Raw genomic sequence first — 21575 nt, forward strand, 5'->3', positions numbered from 1 at the left:
GTGTCATCCGGGGGCGGATCGGCGGCGTTACACCGCCACCGGCGCTTTGATATGTGGGTGCGACTCATAACCCACGATTTCAAAATCATCGAATGTGTAATCGAAGATAGAGTCCGGCTTACGGCCGATTTTCAGCTGCGCCAATGGCAGCGGTTCACGGCTCAGTTGCAGATCGGTTTGTTCCAGATGGTTGGCGTACAGATGTACATCACCACCGGTCCAGACAAAATCTCCTACCTCTAAATCACACTGCTGCGCCACCATATGTACCAGCAGCGCATAGCTGGCGATATTAAACGGCACACCGAGGAAAATATCGGCACTGCGCTGATACAACTGACAGGACAGCTTGCCATCGGCAACGTAGAACTGGAAAAACGCATGACACGGCGGCAGCGCCATATTGTTCACTTCGGCCACATTCCAGGCACTGACGATTAAACGGCGCGAATCCGGGTTGTTGTTAATCTGCTCCACCACCTGGCTGATCTGATCGATATGACCACCATCCGGGGTTGGCCAGGAGCGCCACTGCGAACCGTACACCGGGCCCAGGTTACCCTCTTCATCGGCCCATTCATCCCAGATGGAAACGCCGTTCTCTTTCAGATAACGGATATTGGTATCACCACTTAAAAACCACAGCAACTCGTGAATAATGGAGCGCAGATGCAGCTTTTTGGTGGTCACCAGCGGGAAACCTTCACTGAGATCAAAACGCATCTGGTAGCCAAAACAGCTGTACGTGCCGGTACCGGTACGATCCTCTTTGAAGGTGCCGTTTTCGCGTACATGACGCATCAGATCCAGATATTGTTTCATGGTGTACTCTCAGTCGATTAAGCGGTTTTGGCCGGGTTGTTAGCACCGCGATAAGCCCAGACCATAAAAGCGATGCCGATAACAATCATCGGCAGGCTCAATAACTGCCCGCGGCTCATCCAGCCAAACAGATCAAAGCCGATGTGGGCATCGGGTTCGCGGAAGAATTCAGCAATGCTGCGGAACAGGCCATATCCTATCAGAAAAGCGGCGCCAACGGCCTTCTGCGGCCGTGGCTTACTGGAAAACCACCACAAAATAACGAACAGTAAAAAGCCTTCCAGCGCCGCCTGGTACAACTGTGACGGATGGCGCGGTAAATCGCCGGCACGCGGAAATACCATCGCCCAGGGCACTGATTGCGGATCGGCTATCCGGCCCCACAGTTCACCGCCAATAAAGTTACCGATACGGCCAAACATCAGCCCCAGCGGTACAAACGGCGCAACAAAATCACCAACATCAAAGAAATTCTTTTTGTATTTATGGCCGAACCAGGCCAGTGCCAGTAATACGCCCAACAGTCCGCCGTGGAACGACATACCACCTTCCCACACCCGCAATAACCACAACGGATCTTCCAGAAACTGCGGGAAGTTATAAAACAACACATAACCACAGCGGCCACCCAGAATAACCCCCATGGCGCCGAAAAAAATCAGGTCAGACACCTGTTGCGGCGTCCAGCCGGACTCCGGCCGCTTGGCGCGCAAATTCGCCAGCCACCAGCTGGTACCAAAGGCCAGCAGATACATCAGGCCATACCAATGGATTTTCAGCGGCCCGATGGCGATAGCAACCGGGTCAATTTCAGGGTAAGTCAGCATAACAACATCCTTGCAGCGGGATCTGGTGGTCAGTATGACGGCCAAATCCGGCAATTTTATGAATCAGAGAAACCGGATCAGGACAATAAGAAGCGCAATCCAACCACAACCAATAACAGCGCGAAGGCTTTTTTCAGTAATTTTTGGTCAAGCTTATGAGCCAGCCGGGCACCCACTTTGGCACAGGGCACACTGGTTAACACAATGCCCACAATCGCCGGCCAATATAAAAAACCCGTAGTCCACTGGGGTAACCCTGCCTGATCCCAGCCGGCAAACACATTACTGATGGCGCCGGTTAATGCGATCGGTAAGCCACAGGCGGCTGACGTCGCTACCGCCTGGCGCATCGGGATCTGCATCCAGGTTAAATACGGCACGGTGAAGGTGCCTCCGCCAATACCAAACCAGGAGGAGCCAAAACCAACCACACCACCCGCCGTAACCAGGCCGGCGTTCCCAGGGCGCGAGCCATCGCGTTTCGGATCCAGGCCAAAAAACATTTTAATTGCCACTAATAAAGCAAACACACCGATGATTTTTTGCAATACCGGGCCGGGCACACTGGTAATCAGAGAAACACCGAGCGCGGTGCCGACAATAATGCCCACGCTCATCATGGCCACCAATGACCAGTCCACCGCGCCATTTTTGTGATGCTCACGTACCGAGCTGATGGAGGTAAACACAATCGTCGCCAGCGACGTTGCTACCGCCATATGGGTTAACACCGCTTCGCTGATGCCCTGTGCAGCAAAGGTCAGCACCAGTACCGGCACAATCACCATACCGCCACCAATACCAAATAAACCGGCTAACAAACCCGCGACCGCACCGACGGCCAGAAACAATAAAAATGTCATAATCATCACACGCGCTTCAGGGGCGGGCATTATGCCCTGAAAGCCTTACCCGGCTCCAGTTTCGTCATCCGACAACACCATCGGCCTGCCGCTCCGGGCATCAATCCGGCCCAATGATGGGCCCTGGTATTGATTGAGAATCAACTGAACAACCGCTTCACCGTACTGATCAAACCAGAACTTTCCCATGTCGCGGATGCGCGCAATATTATCCCGGGTAACACAATCCATCGCCTGCTGCGGCGGATTCGGCAAGCCGGGCTGGGTGGCTAATTCGCTATCGACCCGGATATAACTGCCCGGCCGGGTAATGGTTTGCGCCTGATAAGCAACAATACGCTCATCCGACAGCACACTCATAATCTGACCTTTAAGCGCCCACTGAATAGCACCCCAGCGTTGCGACGCTTTACCATTAATCGCAGCGGTGCGGTGACCGGTGCCAATCGACAGCAGCCGCATCTGATCAATCGAGGTTTGGTAGCGCCGGCGCGCTTCGGCAATGGCGCACAAAGCGGGATTATTCGCCACCACACCACCATCAATTAACCAGCGCTGTGTCGTGTTTATATTAACTGCCGCAGTAGGAAAGAACGTCGGAGCTGCCGAGGTCGCATCAACGACCTGAGTGCACAATAACGACCGGTGGTCAGACTCAGTGGATTTAATCACCAGCGGCGTACGGGCTTTAACGTCATAAGAAACCACCAATGCTTCTTTTTCATCAGCGACATCACCGAGACGCGCCTCAGAAAAAATTTGTGTCAGCACTTCAAGCTTGCCCTGACGCTGATATTTGGGCCGCAACACACCACCCATAAATGGCCAGCGGCTGTTATGCCGGAACAAACGCGCGGCATTCACCTCACCGTGCAGATAATTAATTTCATCCAGGCTTTTATCTGTGCAGGCCAATGCCAGAGCAATAGTGCCACCGGCACTGGTTCCGGCAAAAAAATCGACTTCGTCACGCAGCGTTTTACCCGAACGCTGCAGCTGCTGTTCTATCAGAGACAGAAATTCAGTGGTGGCTGCAGCACGGGCACCACCACCGTCGAGAGAGAGAATTAATTTCTTCATTGAGGTGAAGCAACAACAGCAGTTCCAGAAGCAACAAGCATCATAAGCCCGTTTTTTCCCGACCCTGTAATTTCTTGGTAGTCTAAATCCACACAGATAACAGCATTTGCACCAGCACAATAAGCTTCGATTTTAAGTTGCTCAAGAACTTCTTTTCTTGCGTCTCTTAAAACCTTTTTCATTGTTTCACTTTTCCCACCAAATATATCCCTTACCTGAACCATTACATCCTTAAATACATTAACGCCATAAACAACTTCTGACGTTATAATTTCTATCTCCTTAATAATATCCATTTTCGATATTTGGAATGATGTTGTCAGGATCACTGACTCGGAAATCTTAGAAAGTTCTTCTTTAGAAAAACAACTCCAATCACCGCTATCTTTAGCCATTTCCAGCCTATTCTGCAACTCTGACTCTTGAATTCTTAGTTCATTATCTCTTTTGGCTTTCTCCCGGCTAACCTTCTCCCTGTGACGCTCAAGGTCTTCACTATCAATAGGTCTTTTGCACTTCCAGCAAAAGTTGTCAGTTACTTTATTGAAACAACCACATTTAGGGCATTCAACTTTTTCGATCACACGATATTCCTTATCAAAATATGACTATTAAAATCGCGGACAGGGTCCGCTCCCACAGGCTAAAAGCTGTTTTCTGTAGGGGCGCGTCCTGTCCGCAAAATAAAACTATTTTTCAGCATCTTAAAATAGTGTCAGCTGTGTAGGAGCGGACCCTGTCCGCGAAAAACGCATCAATGCGCCTGATCCCAGTTGTCACCAATCCCGGCTTCCACTAACAATGGGACTTTGAGCTCGGCAGCATTTTGCATTTTTTGTTGCAACTCCACCGCAAAGGCTTCGGCCTGGTCTTCACGTACTTCAAGAATTAATTCATCGTGTACCTGCATTAACATCCGTGCATCAAAGCCGGAGCCCGGCAACCAGTCAGCCACCTGAATCATAGCGCGTTTAATAATATCGGCGGCACTGCCCTGCATCGGAGCATTAATCGCAGTACGTTCTGCATGCTGACGTCGCGGTGCATTTTTGGCGCGAATATCCGGCAGGTATAAACGGCGACCAAAAATGGTTTCGACATAGCCTTTTTCTTTGGCACTTTCGCGGGTGTTATCCATATATTCCTGCACCCCCGGATAACGCTGGAAATACAGGTTAACGTAGTCCTGTGCTTCACTGCGGCCAATACCCAGCTGTTTCGCCAGACCAAAAGCGGACATACCATAAATCAGACCAAAGTTAATGGCTTTGGCACTGCGGCGCTGATTATCCGTGACCTCCTCTTCGCTGACGGAAAATACTTCCGCGGCGGTGGCCCGGTGAACATCACGTCCTTCTTTAAAAGCTTTTAATAATCCCTCATCATCCGACAGGTGCGCCATAATACGTAATTCCACCTGGCTGTAATCCGCCGCCACCAGTTTATAACCCGGCGGCGCAATAAATGCCTGACGAATACGACGCCCTTCTTCACTGCGGATCGGAATATTCTGTAAGTTAGGATCAGTTGACGATAACCGCCCGGTCGCCGCCACTGCCTGATGATAAGAAGTATGTACCCGACCAGATGTTTTATTCACCATCAGTGGCAGTTTGTCGGTATAGGTACTTTTTAGTTTCGACAGCCCGCGATGCTCAATAATAATCCGTGGCAGCTCAAACTCTTCGGCCAGTTCAACCAGTACCTCCTCGGCCGTTGATGGCGCACCTTTGGGGGTTTTCTTGCGTACCGGCAACTCCAGTTTTTCGAACAGGATAGTGCCCAGCTGCTTGGGTGATCCCAGGTTAAACACTTCACCCGCAACATCATGGGCCTGCTGTTCCAGCTGTTGCAGTTTCTGTTCAATTTCGCCACTTTGCTGATGCAATAAATCCGCATCAATTAATGCACCAAACTCTTCCATGGCGCATAACACCGGCATAGCTGCCATTTCAATATCGCGAAATACCGCGGTTAATGAATCAAACTTCTGCAGTTTTTTCCATAACACCTGGTGCAACCGCAGGGTGATATCGGCATCCTCCGCCGCGTACGGTGCTGCCACCTCCAGCTCAACCTGATTAAAGGTTTTTTGCTTCGCACCTTTGCCGGCAACTTCTTCAAAACTGATGCATTTATGGCCCAGGTATTTCAGTGCCAGGCTATCCATATCATGACGCGTTGCAACCGAATTCAGCACATAGGATTCCAGCTGAGTATCAAACGCTACCCCTCTGAGCTGAATGCCGTGATTGGCCAGTACGTGCATATCGTATTTCATATGCTGGCCAACTTTTTTCTGCTGCTCATCTTCCAGCAAAGGTTTTAATAACGCCAGGCAGGCATCACGCTCCAGCTGCGCTGGCGCACCGTCATAGTCATGCGCTAACGGCAGGTACGCGGCTTTACCGGCCTCCACCGCAAAAGAAACACCAACAATGCTTGCGTCTTTATAATTCAGTGACGTCGTTTCGGTATCAAAGGCGAATAACTCGGCGGCTTTTAATTTTTCCAGCCAGCTTTCTAATTGCGCCTGTTCCAGAATAACCTCATAGTCACCTTGCAGTTTTTCCGGTAACTCGTCATCGTCTTCAGCCACAACGGCGGCAGCGCTGCTGGCTGAGGAGGCGGACCCGGAACCGGATAGTTCGGCAATCCAGGCTTTAAACTCCAGCTGCTTAAAATATTCCAGTAATTGTGCCTGATCGGCAGGTTGAGACTGGATATCAATAATATGCTGCTGCAACTCAACATCACATTTAATGGTTGCCAGCTGCTTGGATAAAAATGCCTGTTCTTTATGTTCTTCCAGGCGCGGCGCTAAGGTTTTGGCGCCCCGGAAACTGAGGGTTTTAACCTGATCCAGGTTGTCATAAATGGTTTCCAGATTCCCCAGCCCGGCTAGCAAACCCACGGCAGTTTTTTCACCGACTTTAGGTACACCGGGAATGTTATCGACCTTGTCTCCCATCAAAGCCAGATAATCGATAATTAACTGCGGGCCAATACCAAATTTTTCGGTAACACCATCCACATCCATAAAGGTATCGGTCATGGTATTAATCAGCGACACATGTTCGTTTACCAGCTGCGCCATATCTTTGTCGCCGGTGGAAATAATCACATCGCGTTGATGTTCAGTCGCCTGAGCCGCCAGCGTGCCAATCACATCATCTGCTTCCACACCTTCGATGATCAGCAGCGGCAATCCCATGGCGCGGATAATATTATGAATCGGTTCAATCTGTTCACGCAGCTCTTCCGGCATCGGTGGCCGGTGTGCTTTGTAATCGGCGTACATATCGTTGCGGAAGGTTTTGCCTTTGGCATCAAACACCACCACCAGCTGTGACTGCGGGTAATCTTTTTGCAGTCGTTTAATCATGCTGATCACACCTTTAATGGCGTTGGTATGCAACCCTTGGGAATTGGTCAGCAAAGGAATGGCGTGAAAGGCTCGGAACAGGTAAGAAGAACCATCAACAAGAATAACGGGCTGAGACATGATATTAATCAAATCCTTGGCTGAGCGTATGACTGAGGGCCGGTGACACGCACGAAAGCGGTCGTGATACACTGGCATTAAACGAATGCGAGTAGTCTACCATGACGATCAGAAAAACACTGGCTCTGGCCCTGATTTCCACCGCTGCCTTCTGCTCTCTGCCTGCGCTGGCCGCTGAACCGGCCGGCGAAACAGTGACCATCCGTAACGACGGTGATAACACCTATTACGAATTCCGCCGCAACGGCAAAATCAGTGAAATCAAAGTGGTGCCCAAAGTCGGCAAACCCTATTACCTGATTCCGACCCACGGCGAAGACGGCGACTTTATGCGCAAAGATAACCCGGAGATGCGGGTGCCGAGCTGGGTGATATTCCGCTGGTAATCACTCACTAACGGCGATACCCAATTGCCCCGGACAAGGGCCTGATTAACGACGAAGCGAAATTTATGTCCGTTTATACCCCGCTCAGCCAGCCTCAGGTGGAAACCTTTGTGGCGGCTTTCCCGTTTGGCGAACTGCTGAATTACCGCGGCATTGAAGCCGGTGTGGAAAATACCAACTTTTTTGTCACCACCTCCCAGGGTGAGTTTGTACTGACCATCTTTGAACAACATCGCCACCCGGAAGTTCATGAGCTGGTGTTGCTGGCCCATCATCTGGGCAAAGCCGGACTGCAGGTGCCGGCACCCCTGGAAGATAATCAGGGTGAGTGGTTACACACACTGGAAGGCAAACCCGCCATTCTATGCCGGCGACTGCCGGGTGAACACATTGAAACGCCCACCGAGGCTCACTGCTACGCCATTGGTGCCGCTCTGGCAGAATTGCATCAGGCCGCGCAGACACTGGCCCAGCAACGCCCGGACGACCATGGCCTGGACTGGGCCGAGGCCACCCTTCAGGATCTGGGCGGGGATTTATCCAGCGTGGAAAAAACCCTGTTACAGGACGAAATTCAGTGGCAACGCGACCACCAGAATCAGTGGCAGGCGCTGCCGAGCGGCTGGATTCATGGCGATTTGTTCCATGACAACGCGCTGTTTGTTGCAGGCAACGCGGAAGTGGGTGCCATTCTTGATCTCTACCATGCCTGCAGCAGCACGCTGCTGATTGATGTCGCCATCGTTGCCAACGACTGGTGTTGCGACAAACACGGCAACTGGCTGGGCGACAAACAACAGGCACTGTTAGACGGTTACAACTCAGTACGGCCACTGACGCCGGCCGAACGGGATTGCTGGAACCAGGCATTACGTGCCGCTGCCCTGCGCTGGTGGGTTGGCCGGCTACTGATTCGCCGTAAACAACAGCGTCTCGGAGCTGGCTTAAGCAAAGACCCGGGGGAATATCAAACCAAGCTGGAGAAACACCGGCAGCCGGTGTAATCCCGCGCCGGGTCATCCGTCAGCCACAAAAAAACCGCTGTGAGCCAGGCCCACAGCGGTTTTTTTTACTATCCGTCCGTTATTAACGGCCAGACATAAATTTGATCGCTGCCAGGATTTCGTCGTCAGAACAATCCATGCAGTTACCTTTCGGTGGCATTGCATTAATACCGTTAATCGCGTTCGCAAGCGTCTGGTCCATACCTTTGGCTAAACGGTCATCCCACGCCGCAGCATCACCATTTTTTGGCGCACCCAGAATGCCGGCACCATGACAAGCAGTACAGGCGGTATTGTAAACGTCTTCACCAGAGCGTGGACCGGCTGCGGCTACCGGAGCACCACCACAGTCAGAACCCACACACACTTCGCCAACTGGCTTGATGCGGTCACGAATCTTATCGTTCTGTGCGTCGGTGTTAGCGAAGGATTGTGCCGCTACCAGAGCAGCTGCTGCCAGAATCAGAGCTTTCAGTTGTTTCACGGAAGTGTCCTCTTATAAGCCGATGTCGACTTACCCATTTTTTTAATCACAAGGTTAAAATCGCGGGGGATTATAACGGCATTTTGTAGGGGTTTAAAATCTGATCGCTGAGTTTTCCCCTGATCGAACTCAAGAGAGGGGAAATTTTCAGTCATTTCAGCGCCATGACTGGAGACAGAACACAGCTCTGGTTAAGCTTGGCAGGCTACACTCCGTTGACTCACCTTCAGGGAAATACCGCATGAAACGCCGTCAGTTGCTGCAATATCTGCCGTTATCGGCTCTTTTTCTCAGCGTCACCAGCCTGAGCAGTCGCGCTGAAACCGAATTTGAACGCTATCAGCGCCAGCAACAACAGGGCGTACAACAACTGCGCCAGCAGTGGCAGCGCTATCGCAAAAATTACCTGGCCGCCTACCGCAACTATCGCCGTCAGCTCAGCCGGGTGTGGAGCAAGCCTCAACTGTCGGATAAAACCCACTGGGTAGAGTACAGTAACGATCTGAAAACCCGCCGGGTGGTCGATTTCGGCAACAATCAGGTGCAGCTATCTTTTGTCGCCAGTGATGCCGCAGCGCTGACCGATGCCCGCATTCGTGCCGAATTTGAAAAGGTCGTCGCCGCCACCATTGATCAGGCTTACCATGGCGACCCGGTGCTGAACCAGGCGACCGGCCAGCAACTCCCGGGCAGCCATCAGGCTGTCAGCCAGATCGACCCCAACGGCATTAACCAACTGCTGCAACAGGCCAAACAACAACGGCAAACAACGGCCAAAGGTGAGGTCGTTACGGTGACCATCCCGCTCAACAGTGATGCCCTGCCACAACGGGCCCGCGGCTATCTGCCGGTGGTCAAGCAAGCAGCGCACAAATGGCAGGTGCCGGTTGCACTGGTACTCGCCATTATGCAAACCGAATCGTCCTTTAACCCGATGGCGCGCAGTCATATCCCCGCCTTTGGTCTGATGCAGATTGTACCCGGCAGCGCCGGTCGTGATGCCAGTAAACACGCCTATGGCAAGGAGCGTTTGTTATCCGGCAAGGAACTGTTTAACCCGGCCACGAATATCGAGCTGGGCTGCGCCTATCTGAACCTGCTCAACAGCCGCTACCTGAAAGCCATCAAAGATCCACAAAGCCGTCTGTATTGTACCATTGCCGCCTACAACACCGGCGCCGGCAACGTTGCCCGGGCGTTTTCCGGCACCACCTCAGTAAATAACGCGGCGAAAAAAATTAATCGTATGTCATCTAAACAGGTGTACGCCCACCTGCGTCAGCACCTGAAATACCAGGAAGCGCGCAATTATATTTATAAGGTGACTCAGGCGATGCCGGCGTATCAGGCCTAACGCGGTTCCAGCTGCGGCTCACAGCCTGGGAAACGGTCAATAACCTACTGATAACGGCCGCAGCCTGAATCTGAGCTCCGGATACAAGTAATAAATAAATCAGTAGTCGATTTATCTTAAGCTCTAACCAGTTCACAAACTATTCATCTCTGAGCCAGTAAACTCCGCCATCCTCAAGTGTAGCTTGCATTGCAGTTGTGGATAGTTAGAGTAAAGCTGTTATTGACAAGGAAATGCCTATGAAAGCATTCATCAAAAGCCTGTGGCTGGTGCTACTGCTGGCGCCACTGGGCGCCTGTACTCTGAAAGTCGCGGCACCGGAAAAGCCCATCACCATTAACCTGAATGTCAAAATCGAACATGAAGTTCGGGTGAAGGTTGAGAAGGACCTGGAAAACCTGTTTGAAGCAGAAGACGACCTGTTCTGATAACAGCATAAGGAAACAAGCATGAAACAACTGACTGTATTTTTCACCGCACTGCTGTTTTCACTCAGCAGCTGGGCACTGGATCTGGACAGTGCCAAAAGCCAGAAACTGGTGGGCGAAAAGAATAACGGCTACCTCGGCCTGATCGTCAGCAGCAATACTGAGGCCGCTGCCCTGATCAGTGATATCAACCGCAAACGCCGGGCGAAATATCAGAGCATCGCCAACAAACAAAACACTCAACTGAAAAATATCGAAACCATCGCCGGTGAAAAACTGACTGCTAAAGCCAAAGCGGCCGGTCAGGCTTATCAGGATGCTTCGGGTAACTGGGTTCAATAAGGAGAATCTGAATGGATATAACAACCATCGTGGTACTGGTCGTAGTCGCTCTGGCGATTATTATGATCATTGGCATTTACAACAAACTGGTGGCTTTAAAAAACCGTTATGAAAACGGTTTTGCCCAGATCGAAGTCCAGCTGAAGCGCCGCTACGATCTGATCCCGAACCTGGTGGAAACCGCTAAAGCCTATATGAAACACGAAAGTGAAACGCTGGAAGCCGTGGTGACGGCCCGTAACGAAGCCGCCGCCGGCCTGAAAGCCGCTGCCGAACATCCCGGCGCGGCTGGCGCCATGCAACAACTGGCCGGTGCCGAAGGTGCTCTGGCCGGGGCGCTGGGCCGCCTGAACGTCACCATGGAAGCCTACCCGGATCTGAAAGCCAATCAGAATATGATGCAGGTATCCGAAGAGCTGAGCAGCAGCGAAAACAAGGTAGCGTTTGCCCGCCAGGCGTTTAACGATGCAGTGACCGCTTATAACAGCTACCGCCAGTCATTCCCGCCTGTCCTGTTTGCCGGCCTGTTTGGTCATGCAACCGATGCGGAACTGCTGCAGTTTGAAGACAGTGCCCAGATTCAGAGTGCACCAAAAGTTTCTTTCTGAATCCCTCACCTGTTACGCCGCTGACAACCGGTTTGTCGGCGGTATTTTCCCCTCCCTAGACCGAACACATTAAGGTATCCGAACCATGGATTTTTTCAGCCATCAGGACCAGGCACGGAAGCGTACCGGCCAACTGGTTATATTATTTGTTCTGGCGGTTTTAACCCTGATTTTTCTGCTGAATATACTGGTTGCCGGGTTTTTCTGGTTTGACCGGTATGGCTCTTTTAACCCGGCAGACCTGGGTTATATCATTCGCTCGATTCCGGCCGAACAGGCATTGCTGGTCAGCCTCGGGGTATTAGTGGTCGTCGGCGGCGCCAGTCTGGTGAAGTGGTCGATGTTAAGTGGCGGCGGCAAAACCGTGGCGGAATCCCTCGGTGGTCAGCAGTTAACGCCGGAAACCAATGATTTCTACGAAAAGCGGGTATTAAACATCGTCGAAGAAATGGCCCTGGCTGCAGGTATGCCGGTGCCACCTGTGTATCTGCTGGAAGACACCAGCATTAATGCTTTTGCCGCCGGTTACCAGCCTTCTGACGCTGTCATTGGTGTAACCCGAGGCTGTATGGAACAGCTCAGCCGCGATCAGCTGCAAGGAGTGATCGCACATGAATTCAGCCACATCCTGAATGGTGACATGCGCCTCAATATCCGTCTGATGGCGATATTATTCGGAATTTTATTTATTGGTTTATTGGGCCGGATATTACTGGAAGCCGCATTAAACAGCGGTCGTCGCCGCTCCAGCTCCAGCTCCAGCGATAATAAAAATAATCCGGCCCCGCTGGTGGCGGTTGGCCTGGGCCTACTGGTCATTGGTTATGGCGGCGTATTTTTTGGCAATTTAATTAAAGCCGCGGTATCGCGTCAGCGTGAGTTTCTGGCCGATGCCTCCGCGGTGCAGTTTACCCGCAACCCCGACAGTATTGCCGGAGCATTAAAGGTGATCGGCCATGGTGCCGGCAGCGAAATTTCTTCGCCGGAACGTAATGAAACGGCTCACCTGTTTTTTGGCCAGGCACTGCCGTTTAAATTTGGCTGGTTTAAAACCCACCCGCCCCTGGAAGAACGTATTAAACGCGTTGACCGTAACTGGGACGGCCAGTTTATTGCGCCACAAAAGCGTACAGATGCCGAAGCCGAAGCACCCGACATCGCCGCCACCAGTGCCCCGGCCAGCCGTGTGGCCGAGCTGGCCACCGCTGTTTCCATGACGACCGGTATGGCAGCGTCGTTATCCAGCTCAACCCTGGCCGATATCGACATGATTGTTGATCAGCTCAGTGAGCTGGCACACGAAACCTACAGTGCCCGGGCGCTGATTTTTGTATTGTTACTGGCACCAAAATCCAGCATGACCCATCTGCATCAGATGGACCTGATCCGTGCCAGCCAGGGCAACGATCTGTACAACCTGGTGTCACGCCTGATTACTCTGGCCGAACGTTTACCCGCCAAAGAACGTTTACCGCTGGTAGAAAAATCCTTCCCGGCACTGAAGCAATTATCAGAAAATCAGTATCAGGATTTCCGCAACACCATTGGCCAGCTGGCCAAGGCCGATGGCGATATCGATATTTTTGAATGGTGTTTATACCGTCTGGTAGTACGTTACCTGGAACCGACCTTCAGTGAGGTCAAACCGGTTAAAGCGAAATATAAAAAGCCGGAACAGCTGAGTGACGATATTGCCGTTGTACTGTCTTACCTGGCTCATTATGGTCATGATAATCAGGAAGCGGCCGAGCAATCATTTAACGCCGGAGTAACCGCTGCCGACTTTGACGGCAACAGTATTCAGCTGCAAACTCTGGATATCGGTACACTGAAACCGCTGAATCAGGCGCTGACCAAAATTACCGAAGCTTACCCACACGTCAAAGGCCGCATTATTAAAGCGATGGCGGCCTGCGTTAAAGCCGACGGCCAGCTGCGCGTCGTGGAGCTGGATCTGGTCCGCACCATGGCCGCGATTCTGGAAAGCCCGGTACCCGGTTTATTTGATGAGGAATAAACGTATGTTGCAGCGTTGTCGCAGGATACTGCTGAATCTGAGCTGTGTACTGCTGCTCGCTGGCTGTAACTCAGTGGAGTTATCACCACTGCCGGCAGATAGCCGTATCCTCGCCTTTGGTGACAGCCTGACCGCCGGTGTTGGCACCAGTAAGGATAACAGCTACCCCGCTGTACTGCAGTCATTAACAGGGCTGGAAGTCATCAATGCCGGTGTATCCGGCGAAGAAACCGATGCCGGACTGCAGCGCCTGCCCGGGCTGCTCGACCGGCATCAGCCACAACTGGTGATTCTGATGGAAGGCGGCAACGATATTTTACGCGGCCGCCCTTACCCACAGATCCAGCAGAATCTGAGTGCAATGATCGAACTGGTACAGGCCCGCTCCATCCCGCTGGTGCTGGTCGGAGTGCCGGAGAAAAAACTGTTCGCCGGAACCGCACCGTTTTATCAACAGCTGGCAGAACACTATTCGCTGGTTTATGCACCCGATCTGATCAGCGACATGATGCTCGACCGATCGTTAAAATCCGACCTGGTACATTTTAATCAGCAGGGTTACCGTCAACTGGCGGAAGGTCTGCAGCAACTGTTACAACAAACCGGTGCACTGTAGCTCAGGCCGCCGGATTAAACTGCAGCTCAGCCAGCCGCTGATACAGTGGTGAGGTCTGCAACAGTTGCTCATGATTGCCAACGGCAACCAGTTGCCCCTGATCAAACACCGCAATGCGATCGACGTGACGCACCGTTGCCAGCCGGTGAGCAATAATCAGCGTGGTGCGATCTTTCATTAATTCATCCAGTGCCTGCTGTACCAGGTGCTCACTCTGACCGGCCGATGACACGGTTGAACCTTTTATTTGTCCGACGTTCTCACATAGAATGCTGATAACGCCGAAGCTGTCCCGTCTAAGTTTGGCTTACACACTGTGTGAACCTGAATACGACGTGTCAGCCGTGATGGCGCTCAGACATACGGTCTGGTCGTTGCATCGCCAGGGTTCTGTGGGAAACCACCGGGCCTCCCGCATTTGGAAAGGTGTAAAGAGATGAATTCAATGACCCGGATTCCGCTCACGCAGCTGGACGCGCGCGAGCCAAAATCTTCCGGGCCCCAACAGGCAAGGCTGCCGAGCGCTGCCGATGTTCCCCGGGCCCGGGACACACAATTTAAAGACACGCACGGCCGGCGTTTCAGCTATTTGCGCCTGTCGATCACCGATGTCTGCAACTTCCGCTGTAACTACTGCCTGCCCGATGGTTACCAGTGTTCGGATAAAACCGAGCCATTAACGCTGGAAGAAATCCGTCAACTGGCTAAAACCTTTGCCGCCCACGGCACCCGCAAGATTCGTATTACTGGCGGTGAGCCGGTATTGCGCCAGGACCTGCCAGAGATCATCGCCACCCTGAAGCAAACGCCCGGCATTGAAACCGTCGCGCTAACCACCAACGGCTATAAAATCAACCAGCACATCGATAACTGGAAAGCCGCCGGTCTGGATCAGCTGAATGTCAGCATTGACAGTTTAGACCCACAAGTATTCCAAACCATTACCGGCCATAACCGTTTGCACGAGATTCTCACGGGTCTGGATCGGGCACTGGAGCTGGGTTTAAGCCGCGTTAAGGTCAATGCCGTATTACTGAAGGGCCATAATGGCGATCAGCTCAATCGCTTCCTCGACTGGGTAAAAACCACTCCAATCACGCTGCGCTTTATTGAATTGATGGAAACCGGACAAAACCCGGATTATTTCGCCAAGAATCACCTCAGTGGCGAATCCATTAAGCAACAGTTATTGGCAAATGGCTGGCAGCAGAAAATCCGCAGCAAAGACGCCGGACCGGCGCAGGAATTTGATCATCCGGATTATCAGGGCAGCATTGGCCTGATCATGCCGTACAGCAACGACTTCTGTTCCAGCTGCAACCGGCTGCGAATTTCAGCATTAGGCAAGCTGCATTTATGTTTGTTTGGTGAACAAGGTTATGACCTGCGACATTTAATGAAGGAAAATAAACAAACCGAACTGGAAAGCGCTATCCGGCACTTATTACAGGATAAAAAAGCGAGTCATTTCCTGCACGATGGCAATACCGGTGCCATTCAGCACTTTGCTCAAATTGGCGGTTAACAGGTGCGGTTGATGTATGCAATCGGATAATCTCAGATCGGCCAACCCAAGAATAGTCGCTGCGGTTCTGGCTGGCGGCTTATCCCGTCGTATGGGCACGGATAAAGCTTTGTTGCAGGATAACCAGCAGCGCAGCCAGCTGCAACGTACCTGTTCTGTAGTCCGACCGTTAATTGATAATGATGTGATTCGGAAGATGGTTGTTAGCCGGGCATTAAACCCTGCTGAGCAACAGCTGCTGGGCTGCGAATTTATTCCCGACCAGGTTGAACAAAAAGGTCCGCTGGGGGCGATCTATTCTCTGGCTAAAAAGTTAAATAATCAGTGTGATTATTTACTGTTATTGCCTGTTGACTTGCCATTTATTCAGATAGAAAACCTGAGCAATCTGATTGACCACGGTTTAAGAAATCAGTCTGCCTGCTACTATCAGGGGAACTTTTTACCATTATTTTTACCGCTTTCTGATCGACTGATTCACTACCTGGAAATCCAGCTGAATGATGCACAAGGCAACCTGAGCGTGCGGAGACTATTAACTGAACTGGGTAGCCAGGTAATAACTTATAACGAAGATGAAAAGTTTCTGACCAATGCCAACACGCCCGAACAGTGGCATGCAATTCAGAAGTTATTAACCGAGGAAAATAAGCAAAATATATCTTTATAGCAGCCACAGGATGTGGCGGTAGCGCGGTAGGTACAGGGATGTACCTTCGGCGCGGCGGCTAAAGATGTATTCTGCTTGTTTTCTTTACTTAAACAATATCGAAATCAAAGGGTATTACTTTTCACCACCGGATCGGACAGCACATCCATGTGCTGGCGATCCTACCGCGACATCCCGTCGCTGTTCAGAAAAGCAATACCCTTTAATTTCCTACGTGACATGAATGGGAACAATAATCATGGCCAAAACATTTACCGACGAATTTATTCCACTGAACATTGCCGTCCTGACCGTATCCGATAGCCGTACAGAAGAAACCGATAGCAGCGGTCAGCTGCTGGTTGCCGAGTTAACCAAACAAGGCCACCACCTGAGTGACAAACAAATCGTGATCGACGACGTCTATAAAATCCGTGCGCAAGTCGCGCACTGGATTGCCGATGACATCACTCAGGCAATTCTGGTTACCGGCGGTACCGGTTTTACTGGCCGGGATTCAACACCGGAGGCTGTCACTCCTTTGTTTGATAAAACTATTGATGGCTTCGGTGAGTTATTCCGCCAGATTTCCTACCAACAAATAGGTACCTCCACGATTCAAAGCCGGGCTATTGCCGGACTATCGAACGGCACGGTAATCTTTTGTATGCCGGGTTCAACTAATGCCTGCCGTACCGCCTGGGACGAAATTATCGAAAGCCAGCTGTGCAGCACCCATCGCCCCTGTAACTTTGTGCCGCAACTGAAACAAGCAGAACTGGCACCTTGCAAAACCCGCGGTTAAGCGGCTAACTGAAACCAAAAGCAGTGAAATACCATGTCTGAATTTTCCCATGTCAATTCCAACGGCGAAGCCAATATGGTCGACGTCAGTGACAAACAAGCCAGCGTGCGTGTCGCCCGTGCTGAAGGTTATGTGAATATGAGTGCAGAAACTCTGGCGAAAATTCTCGCCGGTGATCATCACAAAGGCGATGTATTCTCTGTTGCGCGTATCGCTGGTATTCAGGCAGCCAAACAAACCAGCAACCTGATTCCACTGTGTCATCCGCTGATGTTATCCAAGGTGGCGGTGGAGTTTCAGCCACAACCCGAACACAACCGCGTTCGCATCGAATCCCTGTGCAAATTAACCGGCCAGACCGGCGTTGAAATGGAGGCACTGACCGCCGTTTCGGTGACTGCATTAACCCTGTTCGACATGTGTAAAGCGGTAGACCCGGGGATGGAGATATCCGGTATCCGGGTACTGGAAAAGCAAGGCGGAAAAACCGGTCACTGGCAGGCTGACAACTAACGGGAGTTTAAAAATTATGAAGGTGTTATTTTTTGCCCAGTTGCGTGAACGGTTAAACTGCGACAGCGCAGAACTGGATATCGAATTGCCAACGTTAGTTAGCAATGTACGTGAAACGTTGATTGCTCAGTTCCCGGATCATGCTGATCTGTTAAAAGATGGCAAAGCGCTGGTTGCCATCAATCAGGAATTAATTAACAACGAAAGTGCGACCATCACCACAGGGGATGAAGTAGCATTTTTTCCTCCGGTGACCGGCGGCTGAACCATGAGCAACACTATGGACTATATTCGCGTACAGCAAACCGACTTCGATATTAATACCGAATACCAGGCGATGCGCCAAGATAATCGTGCAGACGGCGCCATTGTATTTTTTGTCGGTCAGGTGCGGGAAATGAACCAGGGCTCCGAAGTTACCGGGTTGTACCTGGAGCACTATCCGGCGATGACGGAAAAATCGTTACAGAGCATTATTAAGCAAGCCCGTGAACGCTGGCCGGCATTAAATCGTATCCGCTTAATTCATCGTATCGGACAATTGCATATTGCCGACCAGATTGTATTTGTCGCCGTCAGCAGCAGCCACCGTGAAGCGGCGTTTGAAGCCTGCCATTTTATAATGGACTTTCTGAAAAACCGTGCGCCATTCTGGAAAAAGGAAACGACAGACCAGGGCGATCGCTGGGTAGAAGCTCTACAGAAAGATCAGGACGCTCTGAAAAAGTGGTAAGTTATTTTTCAGAGCATTGTCACAGTAACCGCTTCATCGCCCTTTAAATACCGCTTCCCGACGCTGCATAAATGACATCACACCCTCATGGGCATCATCGCTGGTCATCACCGCTGGCATATCATCAAACACCTTAGCAATGGCTGTTTGCTGGTCCTGATAACGCGCCAGTTTGGATGATTTCAGAGCCGCACGCACACCCAGCGGTGCTGCTTTGGCAACTTTTTCTGCCATTTCAGCCGCACGCTGATGCAACTGGTCGCTGGCGACCACTTCCTGCACCATGCCCCAGTGCAAGGCCTGGTCGGCGCTGAACTCGTCGCCGGTTAATAAATAACGCTGGGCATTCGCCCAACCGATTTCTTCCGGCAAACGAATGGTGCCGCCACCGCAGGGATAAATACCACGCTGCACTTCCAGCTGAGCAAAACGGGCGTCATGACTGGCGATACGAATATCGCTATTTAATAACAACTCCAGCCCGGAGGTATAACAGATGCCCTGTACGGCAATGATAACCGGCTTGGTTAAGCGCTCGCCCTGCAAGCCATAAGGATCAATTTCACCTTCATCAAGTGAGGGCGTTTCACCTTTTGCAAATATCGGAGCCCACTTGTCCAGCTCCAGGCCCGCGGTAAAATGTTTACCGTTCGCCCGTATCACTGCCACCCGTAATTCATCATCATACTGCAGCCGATACAAAGCCTGTGCTAATAAATGATACGACTCAGGGTCAAGCGCATTGAGTTTTTCCGGCCGATTAAAGGTAATAGTCAGAATATGATTATCGGTTTCAACCAAAAGTTTATTTTCTACAGACATTATTATTTCCTTTAAAACCATTCCGCTTTCATTGACAAACAGGTTTCATCAAACGACGTCAGCAGCTGGGCCTGATGATGAATTTCACCCACTTCCCAACGGATAAAGTATTGTGCCGCCTGTAATTTACCGGCTAAAAACGTCTGATCTTCATCACTCTGAGAATCACTGAATTGTTGTATCGCTTTGTCTGCCATTTCCAGCCACAGCCAGCCAATCACCATCTTCCCCATCATGTCGAGAAACACAGCAGAATTAGCCAGGGCCAGCTGGGCTTCACCCTGCTGCAGTTTTTGCCCCAGAGCCATCACGGTTTGCATAAAAGTAGTCAGATGTTTCTGGTATTGTTGCGCTAACGGCTTTAACTCCTCCCGTTGCAACGCAGAGTTTAATGTCGCCTGGACTCTGGCCATCAGTAACTGCTGACCTTTACCATTATGCTGCCACATTTTCCGGCCCAACAAATCCAGCGACTGAATTCCATGAGTACCTTCATGGATCGGATTTAAACGGTTATCGCGATAACATTGTTCGACCGGATATTCGCGGGTATAACCGGCACCTGCCAATACCTGAATCGCCAGATCATTAGCACGCGGGCCATAATACGACGGAAACGATTTCACAACCGGCGTTAATAAATCGAGTAACACAGCGGCATCTTCGGCCTGTTGTTTGTCCTGGCTGCTTTCCTGCACATCAACCAGGCGGGCGGCGTATAAACACAATGCCAGCGAGCCTTCAACGTAAGATTTCTGCGCCAGCAACATACGTTTTACGTCAGTGTGCTCAACGATGTTGATTGGTTTGCTGAGTGGGTCACGGTTGCTGACGCTGCGTCCCTGTGGCCGGTTACGGGCATAATCGAGCGATTCCAGATAACCGCGATAACCAATCATCGCGCCCCCCAAACCCACACCAATACGCGCTTCGTTCATCATTTTGAACATATACGACAGGCCTTTATTGGCTTCGCCGATCAGGTAGCCCTGGCAGTTATCGTCTTCGCCAAAGTTCAGCACGGTGGAGGTAGTGCCGCGATAACCCATTTTGTGCAATAAGCCGGCGAGTTTAACGTCGTTGCGTTCCCCCAGAGTGCCATCGGTGTGAGTCAGAAACTTCGGCACAATAAATAACGAAATGCCTTTAACGCCGACAGGGGCGCCTTCGATACGGGCCAGCACCAGATGCACAATGTTTTCGGTAATGTCCTGATCACCACCGGAGATGTACATCTTCTGGCCTTTAATGCGATAGCTGCCATCGTCCTGAAGAGTGGCTTTGGTGGTCAGGTCGCCCAGCGAGGAACCCACATCCGGTTCGGTCAGCGCCATAGTGCCGGAGAAGCGACCGGCAAACATCGGTGCTAAAAACGTGTTTTTTTGTTCATCACTGCCAAACGCATGAATCACATTGGCTGCGGCGGTGGTTAAAAACGGATAACCGGCAGTCGACGGATTAGCCGCCATAAAATAGGCATTACAGGCCATATGAATCAGTGATGGCAGCTGCATGCCACCATCTTCATAACGATGCCGGGCGGATAACAAACCGGATTCGGCAAAATGTTGCCAGGCTTGTTTTACCTCAGGAATGGTGGTGACTTTATCACCATCAAACTGTGGTTCATGCTGATCTGCTTTAGCGTTATGCGGCAGAAAGAAGTCTTCGGCGATACGCTCGGAGGTCTTCAGGATGGCATCAAAGGTGGTGCGATCATGATCCCGGTAGTTATCCAGCCGGGTCAGCTGTTCGGCATCCAGTACCTGATACAACAGAAACTCTAGATCTTTCGGGGTTACCAGTTTCGACATGCGCCGCTCCGTTTGAATCATTTTATTCAGTATCAGACGCACAGACGGGAATAAGAATTGGCATTAACGCCTTATTTGAAGCAAAAAGTGCCAACCAGAAACCCGAAACAAAAAAAGACCCGGTAGTCATTGGGGGCGAACTACCGGGTCAACTTCGGATATTGGGGAAGTACCGAAGAAAAAGAACTACCTATGGAGAAATGAATGGCATCCCACCACTCTGTTCCCGGAGGAATGATTTCACTATAGCTGCTCTCAGCGGCGCCGGACCGCTACAGAAAGAAATTTGATTGTATTTTGCAATAATGAAAATAGCGCCAATAGCCAGCAACTATAAAAAAGGGCCAATCACGAGATTGACCCTTTTTCTGATGATTT

The 21575-nt window shown here is 51.2% G+C and carries 24 protein-coding genes and 1 riboswitch; of the genes, 14 read left to right on the forward strand and 10 right to left on the reverse strand.

Annotation, left to right across the window (positions count from 1 at the left end):
* Positions 1 to 27 precede the first annotated feature (27 nt).
* The 6 genes from thyA to polA form a co-directional block, all read right to left on the reverse strand.
* The gene (thyA, locus tag ACFOMG_RS17435) at positions 28 to 822 is read right to left on the reverse strand and encodes a thymidylate synthase (protein WP_376868552.1); all 795 of its coding nucleotides are present in this window, start codon (positions 820 to 822) and stop codon (positions 28 to 30) included.
* Positions 823 to 839: 17 nt separating this feature from the next.
* Positions 840 to 1649, reverse strand: a complete 810-nt coding sequence (gene lgt / locus ACFOMG_RS17440) for a prolipoprotein diacylglyceryl transferase (protein ID WP_376868554.1) — start codon at positions 1647 to 1649, stop codon at positions 840 to 842.
* Positions 1650 to 1726: 77 nt separating this feature from the next.
* Entirely contained in the window at positions 1727 to 2518 is a 792-nt protein-coding gene (locus tag ACFOMG_RS17445) for a sulfite exporter TauE/SafE family protein (protein ID WP_376868700.1), read from the reverse strand.
* Between the two features lie 39 nt (positions 2519 to 2557).
* Entirely contained in the window at positions 2558 to 3592 is a 1035-nt protein-coding gene (locus ACFOMG_RS17450; protein ID WP_376868556.1) for a patatin-like phospholipase family protein, read from the reverse strand.
* Positions 3589 to 4176 (reverse strand): YbjQ family protein, encoded by a 588-nt coding sequence (locus ACFOMG_RS17455; RefSeq protein ID WP_376868558.1) that lies wholly within the window; start codon positions 4174 to 4176, stop codon positions 3589 to 3591. The genes ACFOMG_RS17450 and ACFOMG_RS17455 overlap by 4 nt, the downstream gene beginning before the upstream one ends.
* 170 nt (positions 4177 to 4346) lie before the next feature.
* Positions 4347 to 7097: a DNA polymerase I gene (polA, locus tag ACFOMG_RS17460; RefSeq protein WP_376868560.1), complete on the reverse strand. Its 2751-nt coding sequence runs from the start codon at positions 7095 to 7097 to the stop codon at positions 4347 to 4349.
* Positions 7098 to 7198: 101 nt separating this feature from the next.
* On the opposite strand from polA, the gene ACFOMG_RS17465 reads away from it, so the two are divergent.
* Both ACFOMG_RS17465 and ACFOMG_RS17470 read left to right on the forward strand, forming a co-directional pair.
* Entirely contained in the window at positions 7199 to 7483 is a 285-nt protein-coding gene (locus ACFOMG_RS17465) for a DUF2782 domain-containing protein (protein WP_376868562.1), read from the forward strand.
* Positions 7484 to 7548: 65 nt separating this feature from the next.
* Entirely contained in the window at positions 7549 to 8487 is a 939-nt protein-coding gene (locus tag ACFOMG_RS17470; protein ID WP_376868564.1) for a homoserine kinase, read from the forward strand.
* Positions 8488 to 8569: 82 nt separating this feature from the next.
* Here the strand turns inward: ACFOMG_RS17470 and ACFOMG_RS17475 are convergent, their stop codons facing one another.
* Entirely contained in the window at positions 8570 to 8971 is a 402-nt protein-coding gene (locus ACFOMG_RS17475) for a c-type cytochrome (RefSeq protein WP_376868566.1), read from the reverse strand.
* Positions 8972 to 9212: 241 nt separating this feature from the next.
* Here ACFOMG_RS17475 and ACFOMG_RS17480 point away from each other — a divergent pair, with 241 nt between their 5' ends.
* The 6 genes from ACFOMG_RS17480 (at position 9213) to ACFOMG_RS17505 (ending at position 14336) form a co-directional block, all read left to right on the forward strand.
* Entirely contained in the window at positions 9213 to 10325 is a 1113-nt protein-coding gene (locus ACFOMG_RS17480) for a transglycosylase SLT domain-containing protein (RefSeq protein ID WP_376868567.1), read from the forward strand.
* A 239-nt stretch (positions 10326 to 10564) separates the two neighbouring features.
* Entirely contained in the window at positions 10565 to 10753 is a 189-nt protein-coding gene (locus ACFOMG_RS17485) for a YnbE family lipoprotein (RefSeq protein WP_376868569.1), read from the forward strand.
* A 21-nt stretch (positions 10754 to 10774) separates the two neighbouring features.
* Complete coding sequence (locus tag ACFOMG_RS17490; protein ID WP_376868571.1) at positions 10775 to 11095, forward strand: YdbL family protein; 321 nt, start codon at positions 10775 to 10777, stop codon at positions 11093 to 11095.
* Between the two features lie 11 nt (positions 11096 to 11106).
* A complete protein-coding gene (locus ACFOMG_RS17495) occupies positions 11107 to 11703 on the forward strand; it encodes a LemA family protein (RefSeq protein ID WP_376868572.1) in 597 nt (198 codons plus the stop codon).
* 85 nt (positions 11704 to 11788) lie between these two features.
* Positions 11789 to 13720 (forward strand): M48 family metallopeptidase, encoded by a 1932-nt coding sequence (locus ACFOMG_RS17500; RefSeq protein ID WP_376868574.1) that lies wholly within the window; start codon positions 11789 to 11791, stop codon positions 13718 to 13720.
* Positions 13721 to 13724: 4 nt separating this feature from the next.
* Positions 13725 to 14336, forward strand: coding sequence for an arylesterase (locus ACFOMG_RS17505; RefSeq protein WP_376868576.1), 612 nt, complete (start codon positions 13725 to 13727; stop codon positions 14334 to 14336).
* Between the two features lies 1 nt (position 14337).
* Here the strand turns inward: ACFOMG_RS17505 and ACFOMG_RS17510 are convergent, their stop codons facing one another.
* On the reverse strand, positions 14338 to 14568 hold the full coding sequence (locus ACFOMG_RS17510; protein WP_376868578.1) for a hypothetical protein: 231 nt from the start codon (positions 14566 to 14568) through the stop codon (positions 14338 to 14340).
* A 35-nt stretch (positions 14569 to 14603) separates the two neighbouring features.
* A riboswitch (molybdenum cofactor riboswitch) is annotated at positions 14604 to 14781 on the forward strand.
* Here ACFOMG_RS17510 and moaA point away from each other — a divergent pair.
* From moaA to moaE, 6 genes are all read left to right on the forward strand, one after another.
* The gene (gene moaA, locus ACFOMG_RS17515) at positions 14773 to 15861 is read left to right on the forward strand and encodes a GTP 3',8-cyclase MoaA (protein WP_376868580.1); all 1089 of its coding nucleotides are present in this window, start codon (positions 14773 to 14775) and stop codon (positions 15859 to 15861) included. It overlaps the preceding riboswitch by 9 nt.
* Positions 15862 to 15877: 16 nt before the next feature.
* Complete coding sequence (gene mobA, locus ACFOMG_RS17520) at positions 15878 to 16531, forward strand: molybdenum cofactor guanylyltransferase (protein ID WP_376868581.1); 654 nt, start codon at positions 15878 to 15880, stop codon at positions 16529 to 16531.
* Between the two features lie 238 nt (positions 16532 to 16769).
* Entirely contained in the window at positions 16770 to 17315 is a 546-nt protein-coding gene (gene moaB, locus ACFOMG_RS17525; protein ID WP_376868583.1) for a molybdenum cofactor biosynthesis protein B, read from the forward strand.
* 33 nt (positions 17316 to 17348) lie between these two features.
* On the forward strand, positions 17349 to 17828 hold the full coding sequence (gene moaC / locus ACFOMG_RS17530) for a cyclic pyranopterin monophosphate synthase MoaC (RefSeq protein ID WP_376868585.1): 480 nt from the start codon (positions 17349 to 17351) through the stop codon (positions 17826 to 17828).
* Positions 17829 to 17844: 16 nt separating this feature from the next.
* Positions 17845 to 18093 (forward strand): molybdopterin converting factor subunit 1, encoded by a 249-nt coding sequence (moaD, locus tag ACFOMG_RS17535; RefSeq protein WP_376868586.1) that lies wholly within the window; start codon positions 17845 to 17847, stop codon positions 18091 to 18093.
* A gap of 3 nt (positions 18094 to 18096) precedes the next feature.
* Entirely contained in the window at positions 18097 to 18561 is a 465-nt protein-coding gene (gene moaE / locus ACFOMG_RS17540; protein ID WP_376868587.1) for a molybdopterin synthase catalytic subunit MoaE, read from the forward strand.
* A gap of 33 nt (positions 18562 to 18594) precedes the next feature.
* On the opposite strand, the gene ACFOMG_RS17545 is transcribed toward moaE, so the two are convergent.
* Entirely contained in the window at positions 18595 to 19383 is a 789-nt protein-coding gene (locus ACFOMG_RS17545; RefSeq protein ID WP_376868588.1) for a crotonase/enoyl-CoA hydratase family protein, read from the reverse strand.
* Between the two features lie 11 nt (positions 19384 to 19394).
* A complete protein-coding gene (locus ACFOMG_RS17550; protein WP_376868590.1) occupies positions 19395 to 21197 on the reverse strand; it encodes an acyl-CoA dehydrogenase in 1803 nt (600 codons plus the stop codon).
* Positions 21198 to 21575: the final 378 nt, after the last annotated feature.

It is taken from the genome of Bacterioplanoides pacificum, assembly GCF_042648445.1.
Classification (GTDB): domain Bacteria; phylum Pseudomonadota; class Gammaproteobacteria; order Pseudomonadales; family Oceanobacteraceae; genus Bacterioplanoides; species Bacterioplanoides pacificum.

Bases quoted from the DNA above. Each gene is read 5' to 3' on its own strand.
- polA (WP_376868560.1), bottom strand. From the start codon at position 7,097: ATGTCTCAGCCCGTTATTCTTGTTGATGGTTCTTCTTACCTGTTCCGA.
- mobA (WP_376868581.1), top strand. From the start codon at position 15,878: ATGCAATCGGATAATCTCAGATCGGCCAACCCAAGAATAGTCGCTGCG.
- moaE (WP_376868587.1), top strand. From the start codon at position 18,097: ATGAGCAACACTATGGACTATATTCGCGTACAGCAAACCGACTTCGAT.
- ACFOMG_RS17490 (WP_376868571.1), top strand. From the start codon at position 10,775: ATGAAACAACTGACTGTATTTTTCACCGCACTGCTGTTTTCACTCAGC.
- ACFOMG_RS17500 (WP_376868574.1), top strand. From the start codon at position 11,789: ATGGATTTTTTCAGCCATCAGGACCAGGCACGGAAGCGTACCGGCCAA.
- moaB (WP_376868583.1), top strand. From the start codon at position 16,770: ATGGCCAAAACATTTACCGACGAATTTATTCCACTGAACATTGCCGTC.
- ACFOMG_RS17470 (WP_376868564.1), top strand. From the start codon at position 7,549: ATGTCCGTTTATACCCCGCTCAGCCAGCCTCAGGTGGAAACCTTTGTG.
- ACFOMG_RS17480 (WP_376868567.1), top strand. From the start codon at position 9,213: ATGAAACGCCGTCAGTTGCTGCAATATCTGCCGTTATCGGCTCTTTTT.
- lgt (WP_376868554.1), bottom strand. From the start codon at position 1,649: ATGCTGACTTACCCTGAAATTGACCCGGTTGCTATCGCCATCGGGCCG.
- moaC (WP_376868585.1), top strand. From the start codon at position 17,349: ATGTCTGAATTTTCCCATGTCAATTCCAACGGCGAAGCCAATATGGTC.
- moaA (WP_376868580.1), top strand. From the start codon at position 14,773: ATGAATTCAATGACCCGGATTCCGCTCACGCAGCTGGACGCGCGCGAG.
- moaD (WP_376868586.1), top strand. From the start codon at position 17,845: ATGAAGGTGTTATTTTTTGCCCAGTTGCGTGAACGGTTAAACTGCGAC.
- thyA (WP_376868552.1), bottom strand. From the start codon at position 822: ATGAAACAATATCTGGATCTGATGCGTCATGTACGCGAAAACGGCACC.
- ACFOMG_RS17485 (WP_376868569.1), top strand. From the start codon at position 10,565: ATGAAAGCATTCATCAAAAGCCTGTGGCTGGTGCTACTGCTGGCGCCA.
- ACFOMG_RS17545 (WP_376868588.1), bottom strand. From the start codon at position 19,383: ATGTCTGTAGAAAATAAACTTTTGGTTGAAACCGATAATCATATTCTG.
- ACFOMG_RS17465 (WP_376868562.1), top strand. From the start codon at position 7,199: ATGACGATCAGAAAAACACTGGCTCTGGCCCTGATTTCCACCGCTGCC.
- ACFOMG_RS17550 (WP_376868590.1), bottom strand. From the start codon at position 21,197: ATGTCGAAACTGGTAACCCCGAAAGATCTAGAGTTTCTGTTGTATCAG.
- ACFOMG_RS17495 (WP_376868572.1), top strand. From the start codon at position 11,107: ATGGATATAACAACCATCGTGGTACTGGTCGTAGTCGCTCTGGCGATT.
- ACFOMG_RS17505 (WP_376868576.1), top strand. From the start codon at position 13,725: ATGTTGCAGCGTTGTCGCAGGATACTGCTGAATCTGAGCTGTGTACTG.
- ACFOMG_RS17450 (WP_376868556.1), bottom strand. From the start codon at position 3,592: ATGAAGAAATTAATTCTCTCTCTCGACGGTGGTGGTGCCCGTGCTGCA.
- ACFOMG_RS17445 (WP_376868700.1), bottom strand. From the start codon at position 2,518: ATGATTATGACATTTTTATTGTTTCTGGCCGTCGGTGCGGTCGCGGGT.